11 protein-coding genes are annotated in these 13,258 nt (G+C 65.1%); 3 read left to right on the top strand and 8 right to left on the bottom strand.

Annotation, left to right across the window (positions count from 1 at the left end; all coding sequences use genetic code 11):
- Window positions 1-204: 204 nt before the first annotated feature.
- The 6 genes from RAD15_RS38565 to RAD15_RS38540 form a co-directional block, all read right to left on the bottom strand.
- Window positions 205-1,851 (bottom strand): adenylate/guanylate cyclase domain-containing protein, encoded by a 1,647-nt coding sequence (locus tag RAD15_RS38565; RefSeq protein WP_458183934.1) that lies wholly within the window; start codon window positions 1,849-1,851, stop codon window positions 205-207.
- Window positions 1,852-2,000: 149 nt separating this feature from the next.
- A complete protein-coding gene (locus tag RAD15_RS38560; protein ID WP_458183933.1) occupies window positions 2,001-2,408 on the bottom strand; it encodes a F0F1 ATP synthase subunit epsilon in 408 nt (135 codons plus the stop codon).
- 89 nt (window positions 2,409-2,497) lie between these two features.
- Complete coding sequence (atpD, locus tag RAD15_RS38555; RefSeq protein WP_458183932.1) at window positions 2,498-3,940, bottom strand: F0F1 ATP synthase subunit beta; 1,443 nt, start codon at window positions 3,938-3,940, stop codon at window positions 2,498-2,500.
- A 51-nt stretch (window positions 3,941-3,991) separates the two neighbouring features.
- Entirely contained in the window at window positions 3,992-4,867 is an 876-nt protein-coding gene (locus RAD15_RS38550) for a F0F1 ATP synthase subunit gamma (RefSeq protein WP_458183931.1), read from the bottom strand.
- A gap of 143 nt (window positions 4,868-5,010) precedes the next feature.
- Window positions 5,011-6,540, bottom strand: a complete 1,530-nt coding sequence (gene atpA, locus RAD15_RS38545) for a F0F1 ATP synthase subunit alpha (protein ID WP_063980422.1) — start codon at window positions 6,538-6,540, stop codon at window positions 5,011-5,013.
- Window positions 6,540-7,100: a F0F1 ATP synthase subunit delta gene (locus RAD15_RS38540; protein ID WP_458183930.1), complete on the bottom strand. Its 561-nt coding sequence runs from the start codon at window positions 7,098-7,100 to the stop codon at window positions 6,540-6,542. The genes atpA and RAD15_RS38540 overlap by 1 nt, the downstream gene beginning before the upstream one ends.
- A gap of 648 nt (window positions 7,101-7,748) precedes the next feature.
- Between RAD15_RS38540 and RAD15_RS38535 the strand changes: the two genes are divergently transcribed.
- A complete protein-coding gene (locus RAD15_RS38535) occupies window positions 7,749-8,246 on the top strand; it encodes a septal ring lytic transglycosylase RlpA family protein (RefSeq protein ID WP_458183929.1) in 498 nt (165 codons plus the stop codon).
- Between the two features lie 255 nt (window positions 8,247-8,501).
- Here the strand turns inward: RAD15_RS38535 and RAD15_RS38530 are convergent, their stop codons facing one another.
- A complete protein-coding gene (locus RAD15_RS38530) occupies window positions 8,502-10,712 on the bottom strand; it encodes a primosomal protein N' (protein WP_458183928.1) in 2,211 nt (736 codons plus the stop codon).
- Window positions 10,713-10,845: 133 nt separating this feature from the next.
- On the opposite strand from RAD15_RS38530, the gene RAD15_RS38525 reads away from it, so the two are divergent.
- Window positions 10,846-11,808, top strand: coding sequence for a tyrosine recombinase XerC (locus tag RAD15_RS38525; RefSeq protein WP_458183927.1), 963 nt, complete (start codon window positions 10,846-10,848; stop codon window positions 11,806-11,808).
- 96 nt (window positions 11,809-11,904) lie between these two features.
- Entirely contained in the window at window positions 11,905-12,495 is a 591-nt protein-coding gene (locus RAD15_RS38520; protein ID WP_458183926.1) for a DUF4337 domain-containing protein, read from the top strand.
- A 209-nt stretch (window positions 12,496-12,704) separates the two neighbouring features.
- Here the strand turns inward: RAD15_RS38520 and RAD15_RS38515 are convergent, their stop codons facing one another.
- A complete protein-coding gene (locus tag RAD15_RS38515) occupies window positions 12,705-13,235 on the bottom strand; it encodes a hypothetical protein (protein WP_458183925.1) in 531 nt (176 codons plus the stop codon).
- Between the last annotated feature and the right edge of the window lie 23 nt (window positions 13,236-13,258).

Genomic DNA, 13,258 nt, shown 5'->3' with positions numbered 1-13,258 from the left:
ACACCTCTCTCTCATTCCCTCCCCCTTGTGGGGGAGGGGCAGGGAGGGGGCCACACGGGGATTCTATCCGTCGCGCGCACACGTCTCGGTGCATCACCAACAACGAGCACCTTTTGCCGGGCTACCCCTCTCCCTACCCCTCCCCCACAAGGGGGGAGGGAACGCACCTTTGGTCGGACCCGAGTAGGGGCTTATCTCATCACCCTAATTGATCGGGCCCACCGTGAACGGGCCGATCGCGATGACGTGACAGTCGCTGTCGCGCTTGGCGCAATCGGCGAGCGCGGAGTTGACGGCGGTCTGCTCGTCCGCGGCTTTCAGACCGAGGCCGGGACGACCGGCGGTGCCGACCGCGACCGCATTCCAGCCCATGGCGTCACCAAGCTTACGCACCACCTCGCCGCGCGTATCCGCAACGATCGAGGCATTGGAAGCGGCATTGAAGAAGCCGGTGATCCTGAACAGGCTCGGGATCGGCACGACGAAATTGTCGTCGATCGCGACGACCAGGCAGGCCACGCCGGCGATGGCGCCGCACGATTCCAGGGAACGCCGCGCCGCGTCCTCAGTGGATGATGCGCCCAGCACCATGAAATATTGTCCGCCCGGGCCAAGCGCGACCGAGCGGGATTTCGCGGCCGGCACGAACATGTTCTCGAGCCGGACTTTCTGCGGCTCACGCACGATCGGAAAATCCTTCGACGCGAATGCCCGCTCGGTCATGGCGTCATGCCGGAAATACGGCGCCGGCGGCATCGGCGGCTTGCCGTGGGAGTAGACGACATTGTTGCCGACCGCATAGAGCTCGCAGCGCCGCGGCGATTGCGCGGCATCGGCGCGCTTCTGGCACTGCTCGAGCGCGCCGTTGCGCGCGGCCTCCTCGTTCGGCTGGTTCAGCACCGAGCCCGTGAAGCCGCCGACATTGAGCGCGAAGGCCTTGTAGTCGCCCGCCGCGGAATAATCGCCAGCCAGATAGTTGCGGACGCGCTCGTTGATGAAGGGCACGCTGTCGGCAGCAAGCTTGCCCGTCATCGGCGCTGCGGATGGTGACGGCGCGGGCATCGGCGCTATTGCAGCGCCGGCATTCGACGGAGCCATCGGGGCCATCGGCGCCTTTGCGACCTGGGTCGGCGTTGGGCTCGGCGCAGCGCTTGGCGTGGCGGCCGGCGTCGAGGCGGCGGTCGCCGTCTGCTTGAGCTTGGTGTTGTAGAGGAAGCCGCTGACAACGATGGCGACGATCGAGACCACGGCAACCACCAGCGGCCACATCCACACCGGTGCGGCGGCCACCTTGGAAGCCGCCTTCTTCACCTGCGGCGTGGCGTAGGAGCCATCCTCGCGCCGCATCGCCACCATGTAGGCGTGCACGGGCGTCGGGATGTTCTTGACCTCCTGCGCGCCGATATCGGCAAACTGCACCGACAGCTTGTTGGCGACCTGCTCGTGCACGGCGCGGGAGACGCAGATGCCGCCGACCTCAGCGAGGCCCTCCAGCCGCGCGGCGATGTTGACGCCGTCGCCGAGCAGATCGCCATCGCGCTCGACGACATCGCCGATGGTGATGCCGATGCGGAACGACATCTGCCGGCTCGGCGGATAGGCCATGTTGCGGGTACGCAGGGATTCCTGGATGTCGATCGCGCAGCGTACCGCATCGACCGCGCTCGGGAATTCCGCCAGCACGGCATCGCCCGCGGTGTTGAAGATGCGCCCGCCCGCCTTGGCGATGAAATCGTCGACGACCTCGCGATAGGAGGCAAGACGCCGCAGCGTCTCCTCTTCGTCTTCCGCGACCAGCCTCGAATACCCGGCAATATCGGCTGCGAAAATCGCCGCGATCTTGCGCTTCATCTGTGACCGGCCCCGGAACAAATTCGCGGGCGCAGAATGCCGCTATCTCCGGCGCGGTGCAACAAAGTTTCAGCGCCCGCCACTTCCGTGACGAGCGCTGAACCTGTTCAGGAATTTTGAGCCTGAGCCCCGGAGCGATGCCCCGGGGCTTAGTGCATAGCCGTGGAGCTGAGCTGCTGCTGGATGCTCTTGAAGTGGTCAAGCCGCGCAATGGCCTGATCGAGCTCGTCACCTTCGTGCTCCTTCAGGGCCTCTTCCATCTCCGAGATGGTCTCGGCGAACCGCGCACGGTCGAGCTCGTCCAGCGACGTCGCGACGTCGGCGAGCACGGTCAGGCCGTTTTCGGAGACTTCGGCGAGGCCGCCGAGCACGATGACCTTCTCGTGCCTGCCGGCGGTGGTGATGGTGAGAATGCCGGGCCGGATCGCAGCCACGACCGGCGCGTGCCCGGCCAGCACGCCGAAATCACCCTCGACGCCGGGGATGTCGACCTGATCGACCTCGCCCGAGAAGGCGAGCTTTTCCGGCGAGACGAGATCGAAGTGGAAGGTGGCCATGGAAAGAACCTGCGAATAGCGAGTGGCGAATAGCGAGTGGCGGTCGGGAGCAGCGGACTATTCGCTACTCCCCATTCGCCATTCGCTTCTTAAGCCGCTTCAGCGGCGAGCTTCTTGCCCTTCTCGACGGCTTCTTCGATGGTGCCGACCATGTAGAAGGCGGCTTCCGGCAGGTGGTCATACTTGCCTTCGCAGAGGCCCTTGAAGCCCTTGATGGTGTCGGCGAGGTCGACGAACTTGCCGGGCGAGCCGGTGAAGATTTCGGCGACGTGGAACGGCTGCGACAGGAAGCGCTCGATCTTGCGGGCGCGGGCCACCGTCAGCTTGTCCTCTTCCGAAAGCTCGTCCATGCCGAGAATGGCGATGATGTCCTGGAGCGACTTGTAGCGCTGCAGCACCTGCTGGACCATACGCGCGGTGTCATAGTGCTCCTGACCGACGACGAGCGGCGAGAGCATGCGCGAGGTCGAGTCGAGCGGGTCCACCGCGGGGTAGATGCCCTTTTCCGAGATCGCGCGGTTCAACACCGTGGTCGCGTCCAGATGCGCGAACGAGGTCGCGGGCGCCGGGTCGGTCAAGTCGTCGGCCGGAACGTAGATGGCCTGCACCGAGGTGATCGAACCCTTCTGCGTGGTGGTGATGCGCTCCTGCAGCGCGCCCATGTCGGTTGCGAGCGTCGGCTGATAACCCACCGCCGAAGGAATACGACCCAAGAGCGCGGACACTTCCGAGCCGGCCTGGGTGAAGCGGAAGATGTTGTCGACGAAGAACAGCACGTCCTGGCCCTGGTCGCGGAAATGCTCGGCGACGGTCAGACCGGTGAGGCCGACGCGGGCGCGCGCGCCCGGGGGCTCGTTCATCTGACCGAACACCAGTGCGCACTTCGACTTCACGCTCGGATCCGGATTGTGCGGATCGGCATTGACCTTGGACTCGATGAACTCGTGATAGAGGTCGTTGCCCTCACGGGTACGCTCGCCGACGCCGGCGAACACGGAGTAACCGCCGTGCGCCTTCGCGACGTTGTTGATCAGCTCCTGAATCAGCACGGTCTTGCCGACGCCGGCGCCGCCGAACAGGCCGATCTTGCCGCCCTTCGCATACGGAGCAAGAAGATCGACCACCTTGATGCCGGTGACGAGAATTTCAGCTTCGGTCGACTGGTCGGTGTAGGTCGGCGCTTCCTGGTGGATGGCGCGCACGCCTTCGGACTTGATCGGACCGGCTTCGTCGATCGGCTCGCCGATGACGTTCATGATGCGGCCGAGCGTGCCGTCGCCCACCGGAACCGCGATCGGCTGGCCGGTGTCGGTCACTTCCTGGCCGCGGACCAGACCTTCGGTCACGTCCATCGCGATCGTGCGCACGGTGGACTCACCGAGATGCTGCGCAACTTCCAGCACGAGGCGGATGTTGCCGTTCCTGGTTTCCAGCGAATTGAGAATGGCCGGGAGGTGGCCCTCGAACTGAACGTCGACGACGGCGCCCATGACCTGGGTGACGCGACCGACCGGGTTAGCTGCTGTAGCCATGAAGCTCTCCTTCGAAATTCTTTACTTGAACGACCGTCGTTAGTTCGTGCGTCAGACCGCCTCGGCGCCGGAGATGATCTCGATCAGCTCCTTGGTGATCTGGGCTTGACGGGTTCGGTTGTAGATCTGGGTTTGCTTGCGGATCATTTCGCCGGCGTTGCGGGTGGCGTTGTCCATCGAGCTCATCTGCGCGCCGTAGAACGAAGCGTTGTTTTCCAGCAGCGCACGGAAGATCTGCACCGCGATGTTGCGTGGCAGCAGGCCGGAGAGGAGTTCGTCCTCCTCCGGCTCATATTCGTAGGACGTCAACGGCGCGTTCGCCGCCTTTTCCTCGACGATCAGCGGAATGATCTGCTGCGCGGTCGGGATCTGGGCGATCACCGACTTGAACTGCGCATAGAACAGCGTGCAGACGTCGAACTCACCGTTGTCGAAACGGGCCAGCACCTTCTTGGCGATGTCCTCGGCGTTGACGAAGCCGAGCTGTCGAACGCTGCGCAGGTCGAGATGCTCGACGATCTGCTTGTCGAACAGGCGGCGGAGCTGCTCATAGCCCTTGCGGCCGACGCAGAAGAATTTGACTTCCTTGCCCTGCGCGATCAGCGCCTGGGCGCGCTCGCGGGCAAGGCGCACGATCGAGGAGTTGAAGGCGCCGGACAGGCCGCGCTCGCCGGTGCAGACCAGCAGCAGGTGAACCTGGTCCCTGCCGGTGCCGGCCAGCAGCGCCGGCGCGCCGGGCGAACCCGCGGCAGCGCTGGCGATATTGGAGATCACCGCACTCATCTTGTCGGCATAGGGCCGCGCCGCCTCGGCCGCTTGCTGGGCGCGGCGCAATCTGGACGCCGCGACCATCTGCATCGCCTTGGTGATCTTCTGCGTCGCCTTGGTGGAGGCGATGCGGACGCGCATGTCTTTAAGTGACGCCATTCTTCGTTCACCCCGGCGGTTCGACTGAAGCGTCGGACCGCTAGCCTGTCCCTATCGCAATGCCCGGCCGGGCGCCGGGCACGCTTCTTATTGTCTTGCCTCTCGTGAAGCGGTCGTGGCCGGAAGCTCCGGCCACGCAGCAATCAGGCGAAGCTCTTCGCAAAACCTTCGACCACCGACTTCAGCTTGGCGGCGGTGTCGTCGGAGAGATCGCGGCTGTCGCGGATCGCATTAAGGATCTCGGCGTTCTTGCCGCGCAGCAGCGACAGCAGACCGTCCTCGAACGCGCGCACCTTGTTGAGCGGGAGCGGATCAAGATAGCCGTTGGTGCCGGCCCAGATCACGCAGACCTGCTCTTCCATCTTCAGCGGCGCGAATTGCGGCTGCTTCAGCAGCTCGGTCAGGCGCGAACCGCGGTTGAGCAGGCGCTGGGTCGAGGCGTCGAGATCGGAGCCGAACTGCGCGAACGCCGCCATTTCGCGGTACTGCGCGAGCTCGCCCTTGATCTTGCCGGCGACCTTCTTGGTGGCCTTGGTCTGCGCGGAAGAACCGACGCGGGACACCGACAGACCGACGTTCACCGCGGGACGGATGCCCTGGAAGAACAGGTCGGTTTCCAGGAAGATCTGGCCGTCGGTGATCGAGATGACGTTGGTCGGAATGTAGGCCGACACGTCGTTGGCCTGGGTTTCGATGACCGGCAGCGCCGTCAGCGAGCCCGAGCCCTGGTCCTTGTTCAGCTTCGCCGCACGCTCGAGCAGGCGGGAGTGCAGATAGAACACGTCGCCGGGATAAGCTTCGCGGCCCGGCGGGCGGCGCAGCAGCAGCGACATCTGGCGGTAGGCAACGGCCTGCTTGGACAGATCGTCATAGATGATGACGGCGTGCATGCCGTTGTCGCGGAAGTACTCGCCCATGGTGCAGCCGGTGAACGGCGCGATGTACTGCATCGGCGCCGGATCCGACGCCGTGGCGGCAACGATGATCGAGTATTCGAGCGCGCCCTGCTCTTCCAGCACCTTCACGAACTGGGCGACGGTCGAACGCTTCTGGCCGATCGCGACGTAGACGCAATACAGCTTGATGTTCTCGTCCGGCTGCGCGTTGAGCGGCTTCTGGTTCAGGATGGTGTCGAGCGCGATCGCGGTCTTGCCGGTCTGACGGTCGCCGATGATCAGCTCGCGCTGGCCACGACCGATCGGGATCAGGGCGTCGATCGCCTTGAGGCCGGTCGCCATCGGCTCGCTCACCGACTTGCGCGGAATGATGCCGGGCGCCTTGACGTCGACGCGCATGCGCTTGTCGGCCTGGATCGGGCCCTTGCCGTCGATCGGGTTGCCGAGCGCGTCGACGACGCGGCCGAGCAGGCCCTTGCCGACCGGCGCGTCCACGATGGCGCGGGTGCGCTTGACGGTCTGGCCTTCCTTGATCTCGCGGTCGGCGCCGAAAATAACGATACCGACGTTGTCGGTTTCGAGGTTCAGCGCCATGCCGCGGGTGCCGTTCTCGAACTCGACCATTTCACCGGCCTGGACGTTGTCCAGACCGTAGACGCGGGCGATGCCGTCGCCGACGGACAGCACCTGCCCGACTTCGGAGACTTCAGCTTCCTGGCCGAAATTCTTGATCTGGTCCTTGAGGATCGCGGAAATTTCCGCGGCGCGGATGTCCATCAGCCTGCCTCTTTCATCGCGTGCTTGATCGAATTGAGTTTGGTGCGAAGCGAACTATCGATCATCCGGCTGCCAAGCTTGACGACGAGGCCACCGATGATCGAGGGATCGACATTCACGTTGAGCGCGACGTCCTTGCCGGTCACCGACTTCAGGGCAACCTTGAGGGCGTCGAGATTCTTGTCCGAGAGCTTTTCCGCCACGGTCACATCGGCCGTCACCTCGCCCTTGAATCGGGCGACGAGGGCGCGATAGGCGCGGATGACGTCAGCCACCGCGAACAGGCGGCGATTGGCGGTCAGCACTTTGAGGAAATTGGCGGAGATACCGGCGATGCCGGCCTTGTCCAGCACGGCCGAGAGCGCCCTGGACTGGGCATCGGCCGCGAACACCGGGCTGCGGACGAGGCGCTTGAGATCGGCGCTCTCGTTCAGCAAGGCCTCGAATTTATCGAGATCGGCCTTGACCTCATCGACCACTTTCTGGTCGCGGGCCAGTTCAAACAAGGCCGTTGCATAACGGCCGGACACACCGGAAACGGACGTATCTTCTGCAGCCACAGACGCGCTCTTTTTGCTGTCAAACTCGCAAGGGAAAAACCGTCGCCACGAAGCGGCGCCTAGCGATCCAAGCCCTTGGAATTCAAGCGGGACTTCGATTTACGACCGACACGGGAGGTGCCGGGCTCGTTAAAATCGCGGCTTTGCTAACATAGCAGGCGCGCACGTGCAACATGACGCCAAATTAAAGGCATGAGGTTCTGTCGCCAGTTCGTCGCAGTGCGCGGCAGTTGATGGGCGATCCGGACAACGACCTGCCACGTCACGGAATTGCCGCGAGCCTTGCGGCGGCGCGCGGCCCATTGGTTCCTGCCCTCAGCGCATAGCGGCCATGAACACAGATCGCAGAGGCGTGAATCCGGCCCTGTCGGCTCCACTCGCCGAATACTTACCCAATTCTAAACGCCGGAAGCGATGACTTCGCTTTACAGTATTAGAAAGTAATACTCAGGTTAACAAATCGTTAAAGCAAAACATTACGGAACATCGGCTGAATATCCGAGCCGGTAACAAGATATGTCACGACGACACAGAACGGATTTACTGCCCAATTCACGCCTTATTAGGAATCGAAACGCCAATCCGCTCACAAACTGATGGGGGCTCCACTAGCCACATATGTGGCAATACTAGATTAGGGACCACTAAATGCTGTCATTGAAGACGCTGGGCTCTGTGACCCGGCCGCGCACGGCGATCGCTTTCGTCGCCGCAACTCTCATCGTCGGTGGAACTGCCACCGAGGCTTCCGCCAAATCCAGGCATCACCGGCACCATCACCGCCACCACGCCCAGGCCGATACCAACGCGACCCCCGATTGGCGCAACGCCAATGCGTCGATGACGCCGTCGTCGGGCTCGGGCCACAGCTTCTCGGGCATGGCCTCCTATTACGGCAACGAGTCCGGCAGCCGGACTGCCTCGGGCCAGCGCTTCAACCAGAACGCCATGACCGCAGCGCACCGTTCGCTGCCGTTCGGCACCAAGCTGCGCGTCACCCATGGCGGGTCGAGCGTCATCGTCACCATCAATGACCGTGGCCCGTTCATCCGCGGCCGTGTCCTCGACCTCTCCACGGGCGCAGCCCGCGCCATCGGCCTCACCGGCGCCGGCGTCGGCCGCGTCACCGCGGAAGTCGTCTCCTAAGGCGCAAGCAGCGCCTCGGATCGCGCGCGCAGTTTTCATCAGTTTGATGCGCGCATGAAACAAGCCCGTGGTCTTGGGGGACCACGGGCTTTTTTTCGTCCCGTCATCCCGCATGTGTCCCGGACAAGCGGCAACGCGCGAGCGTTGCTGCGCAGAGCCGGGACCCAGAAGCGGCGGGCTGCTTTGCGACATGGGCCCCGGCTCTGCAGCGCAGCGCTGAAGGGCGCCGCGCCGCGTCCGGGGCACACTGGGGCCCTACAAGAAGCTCTGCGGATCGACGTCGACTTCGAGCTTCTGATTGCCCTTCGGCTTCGGGCAGACCGCGAGCCAGTTGCGCAAGTAATCCGACAGATCAAAACCGCGCGCCGATTTCACCAGGATGCGGAAGCGGTAGCGGCCCTTGATGACGGCAAGCGGCGCCTCCGCCGGTCCCAGCACCACCACGCGCTCGTCGCGCGGCGCGAGCGCGACGAGACGGCGGCCAAGACCTTCCGCGCTCGGGCGGTCGCCCGCGGAGATGATCAGGCTCGCGAGCCGTCCGAACGGCGGATAGAGCGTGCGTTCGCGCAGGTCGATCTCGCTGTCGTAGAAGGCCTCGCGGTCGCAGGCGATCAGCGCCTTCATCACGGGATGATCGGGCTGGTGGGTCTGGAGATAGCCGACGCCGCGGCCCTGCTCGCGCCCGGCGCGGCCAATCACCTGGTTGAGCAATTGCCAGGTGCGCTCCGCCGCGCGCGGATCGCCATTGGACAGGCCGAGATCGGCATCGACCACGCCGACGAGATTGAGCCGCGGAAAATTGTGGCCCTTGGCGACGAGTTGCGTGCCGATGATGATGTCGACGCGGCCCTCCGCGATCTCGGCAAGCTCGCTACGCATCGTCTCGATCGAGGTGATGAGATCGCTCGACAGCACCATGGTGCGCGCGTCCGGGAACAGTGCGGCCGCCTCCTCCTGCAGGCGCTCCACGCCGGGACCAACGGCGACCAGCGATTCCTCGGCCGAACAGTTCGGGCAGATATGCGGGCGCGGCATCGAGAAGCCGCAATGGTGACAGACGAGGCGCTGGCGAAAGCGGTGATCGACCAGCCAGGCATCGCAGATGGTGCAGGCGAAGCGATGGCCGCAACCACGGCACAGCGTCAGCGGCGCATAGCCGCGACGATTGAGGAACAGCAACGCCTGCTCGCGCTTTTCGATCGCGGTTCTGATCTCGCCAGCCAGGCGCGGCGAGATGAAACGGCCGCGCGCGGGCGGCTCGCGGCGCATGTCGATGGCCTCGATATGCGGCATGTGCTGACCGCCGAAGCGCGAGGGCAGCGCGATGCGCTGATAACGGTTCTTGCGCGCATTGACCTCGGACTCGACCGACGGCGTTGCGGAGGCCAGCACGACCGGGATCTTGGCGATATGCGCGCGCACCACCGCCATGTCGCGGGCATGATAATGCACGCCCTCGTCCTGCTTGTAGGCCTGGTCGTGCTCTTCATCGACGACGATGAGGCCGAGATCGGCGTAGGGCAGAAACAGCGCCGAGCGCGCGCCGACCACGACCGGCGCCGTGCCTCCGGAGATCGCCGCCCAATTGCGCGCGCGGGTGCGCGGGGTGAGCTCGGAATGCCATTCGATCGGCCGCACGCCAAAGCGTTGCGCGAAGCGGTCGAGGAACTGGCCGGTGAGCGCGATCTCCGGCATCAGGATCAGCGACTGCCTGCCGCGGCGGATCGCCTCCGCAACGGCCTCGAAATAGACTTCGGTCTTGCCCGAGCCGGTGACGCCATCGAGCAGCGCGACGTGGAAGGTGCCGTTGGCTGCGAGCGCGCGCATCGTATCGGCGGCGGTGCGCTGGAGCGGCGAAAAATCCGGCCGGCCGAAATCCGGATCGGGGGCCGGCGGCGGTGGCGGCGGCGGCATCGGCTCGACCGTGAGCGTGCCTTCGTCGACAAGCCCGTCGATCACGCCGGCCGAGACGCCCGCCTCTTTCGCCGCCTCGGACTTGGCGTGCAGCAGCCGGTCCGACAGCACCTCGATCAGGCGCTGCCGCGCCGGCGTCAGCCGCTTTGGGGGATCGCCGACCAGGCGCACGCCGGCGCGCACCCGCTCGGGGCCGAGGTTCTCGCCCATCCGCAGGCACATGCGCAGCACCATGCCGCGCGGGCTCAGCGTGTAATTGGCGACCCAGTCGACCACCGAACGCAATTCGGGCTTGAGCGGCGGAATGTCGAGCTTCTCGCTGACCTCCTTGAGCCGGTTGTGCAGGCGCGGATCGGGGTTGGCGTTTTCCCCCCAGACCACGGCTAGCACCTCGCGCGGGCCGAGCGGCACACCGACGAGATCGCCCGCCTTCAGCTCCATCCCGCGCGGCACCTTGTAGGAATAGGTCTGGTCGAGCGCGACCGGCACCAGCACGTCGACCATGCCGGTCGCGTTGGTGGGGGCGGTCGTGCGGCGCGACGTGTGATCCATGAACTGGCTTGGCAGAGGACTTGGACGGAGAATCGGAACCCGGGGGCGGAAAGCTAGCGCCGTGGGGCGGCCTTAGCGAACGATAAACGAGTGTGATGCGATATACTGTGCGGAATCATTACGTCCAGAGCGCATGAGCAAAGCGGCCCCACCCATCGAGCTCGCCAGCGCCGATCCCTCGATCGCGCAGGAGATGGCACGCTGGCTGTCGCACCTCGGCGCCGAGCGGCGGCTCTCGCCGAAGACGCTGGAGGCCTATGGCCGCGACTTGCGGCAGTGCCTGGATTTCCTTTGCAGCCATTGGGGCGAGCGCGTGACGCTCAAGCGCTTCTCCGCGCTGGAGGCCACCGACGTGCGCGCCTTCATGGCGATGCGCCGCGCCGACGACATCGCCGGCCGCTCGCTGATGCGCGCGCTGGCGGGCCTGCGTTCCTTCGGACGTTTTCTCGAACGCGAGGGCAAGGGCAAGGTCGGCGCATTGTCGGCGATCCGCGCCCCGAAAGTGGCCAAGACCTTGCCGAAGCCGCTGCCGATGGCGTCGGCCAAACGCCTGGCTGATGCCGACGAGCGGGCCGGCGAGGATCGCGAAACCTGGATTCTGGCGCGCGACGCCGCGGTGATGGCGCTGCTCTATGGCTCGGGCCTGCGCATCTCCGAAGCGCTTGGCCTGAAGCGCCGCGAGGTGCCGCGGCCCGGCGAAGGCGACGTGCTGATCGTCACCGGCAAAGGCAACAAGACCCGCATGGTGCCGGTGCTGCAGAACGTGCTGGAGCTGGTGCAGGAATACGTTTCGATGTGCCCGTATCCACTGCCGGCGGAAGGGCCGATCTTCGTCGGCGCGCGCGGCGGCCCCTTGAGCCCGCGCATCATCCAGCTCGCGATGGAGCGGCTGCGGGGCGCGCTCGGCCTGCCCGACAGCGCGACGCCGCACGCGCTCCGCCATTCCTTCGCCACGCATCTGCTGTCGCGCGGCGGGGACTTGCGCGCGATCCAGGAATTGCTCGGACATTCCTCGCTCTCGACCACGCAGGTCTACACCGGCATCGATTCCGAGCGGCTGCTGGAAGTCTATGCCAGTGCGCATCCAAGACGCTGAAGAATTGGCGCTGACACACTGACGTCATAACTGCCTTGCCTCTTGCGCGGCGCCCGCGGTTCGGTCAATCGTGGGGAACCGAGCCAGGAGGGATTTATGAGCGCACATGAAAGCATGGAGCACGCCGAGCACGCCGAACACGCGTCCGGCTCGAACAAGAAGATCGCCCTGCTGATCGCCGTGCTGGCGCTGTTCCTGGCAATCTCGGAGACGCTCGGCAAGGGCGCCCAGACCGAATCGATCAGCAAGAACGTCGAGGCCGCCAATCTCTGGGCGTTCTTCCAGGCCAAGAGCATCCGGCGCACCGTGGTGATCACCGCGGCCGAGCAGGGCAAGCTGACACTCGGCACCACGACCGACGAGGCCGCCAAGGCGAGCGTGCAGAAGCAGGTCGACGACTGGACCAAGACCGCGCAGCGCTACCGCTCCGAGCCCGAGACCGGCGAAGGCACCGAGCAGCTCGCCGAGAAGGCCAAGCACGCCGAGCACGAGCGCGACGAGGCGACCGCGAAGTACCATCACTTCGAGCTCGCGTCCGCCGCCTTCCAGATCGGCATCGTGCTGGCGTCCGCCACCATCATCACCGGCATGATCGCACTCGCCTATGTCGGCGGCATCCTGACGCTCGCCGGCCTCCTCATGACCGCACTCGGCCTGTGGTGGCCGCATCTGGTGCATTTGCATTGAGGGGTTGAGGCGCACTTGCTCCGCTGTCGTCCCGGCGAAGGCCGGGACCCATAACCCCAGGGAGAAGTTTGGCGAAGGCTCGTCGTTCGGTACTTATGCCGTTCGCAATCGATAGATCACGCGGTATGGGTCCCGGCCTTCGCCGGGACGACACCTGAGAGTTGGCGAAAGCTTTAGCTCACCAACCGCCACCGTTACCACCGCGACGCTCAGCGCGCTTCGTGCACGCTCTTGCGGAAGCGCTGGATCAGGCGCAGCGTGCGGGAGGACCAGCCTTCGCCGTTGCCGGTGATCAGCTCGCGGATGCGGCGCTTGATCGGATCGACCAGCTCGGCGGCCTTGGCACGCACCTTCAGCACCAGTTCGTAGAGCCGCTCGAACCAGTGCATCTCCAGCAGCTTGTCGCGCGTCACGTCGAACACGAAGGCGGTGACGCCGACGCCGGCGAGCTTTGCGAACACGATCGTGAAGACCGCGCTGGTCCAGTACTCATGCGTGAGCAGCCACAGGCCGACCAGCTTGAGCGGAAACAGCGGGATGATCGGCACGGCGAAGACGATCAGCGTCATCGCCGGCGACAGCGCATCGACGCGATCCGACAGCCACTGCTTGAAGCGCGCAAGTGGGATGATTGCGACAACCCGCGCGACGATCGGCTCAAGATGGTCCCACAGCCAGGCTTCGATCAGGAAGATGATCGCAAGCAGGACCCAGACCGGTTGAAGAAGGCGGCGCAGCATGTGTTTCCCGCCCGATTCGTCGC

It is taken from the genome of Bradyrhizobium sp. 14AA (genome assembly GCF_054185205.1).
The sequence above is the reverse complement of the archived record's forward strand: the minus strand, read 5'-3'. Positions and strand labels throughout refer to the sequence as shown.

What these genes read in the sequence shown, in the direction of transcription:
- RAD15_RS38565 (WP_458183934.1), bottom strand. Translation starts at nt 1,851, where the DNA reads ATGAAGCGCAAGATCGCGGCGATTTTCGCAGCCGATATTGCCGGGTAT.
- RAD15_RS38560 (WP_458183933.1), bottom strand. Translation starts at nt 2,408, where the DNA reads ATGGCCACCTTCCACTTCGATCTCGTCTCGCCGGAAAAGCTCGCCTTC.
- atpD (WP_458183932.1), bottom strand. Translation starts at nt 3,940, where the DNA reads ATGGCTACAGCAGCTAACCCGGTCGGTCGCGTCACCCAGGTCATGGGC.
- RAD15_RS38550 (WP_458183931.1), bottom strand. Translation starts at nt 4,867, where the DNA reads ATGGCGTCACTTAAAGACATGCGCGTCCGCATCGCCTCCACCAAGGCG.
- atpA (WP_063980422.1), bottom strand. Translation starts at nt 6,540, where the DNA reads ATGGACATCCGCGCCGCGGAAATTTCCGCGATCCTCAAGGACCAGATC.
- RAD15_RS38535 (WP_458183929.1), top strand. Translation starts at nt 7,749, where the DNA reads ATGCTGTCATTGAAGACGCTGGGCTCTGTGACCCGGCCGCGCACGGCG.
- RAD15_RS38530 (WP_458183928.1), bottom strand. Translation starts at nt 10,712, where the DNA reads ATGGATCACACGTCGCGCCGCACGACCGCCCCCACCAACGCGACCGGC.
- RAD15_RS38525 (WP_458183927.1), top strand. Translation starts at nt 10,846, where the DNA reads ATGAGCAAAGCGGCCCCACCCATCGAGCTCGCCAGCGCCGATCCCTCG.
- RAD15_RS38520 (WP_458183926.1), top strand. Translation starts at nt 11,905, where the DNA reads ATGAGCGCACATGAAAGCATGGAGCACGCCGAGCACGCCGAACACGCG.
- RAD15_RS38515 (WP_458183925.1), bottom strand. Translation starts at nt 13,235, where the DNA reads ATGCTGCGCCGCCTTCTTCAACCGGTCTGGGTCCTGCTTGCGATCATC.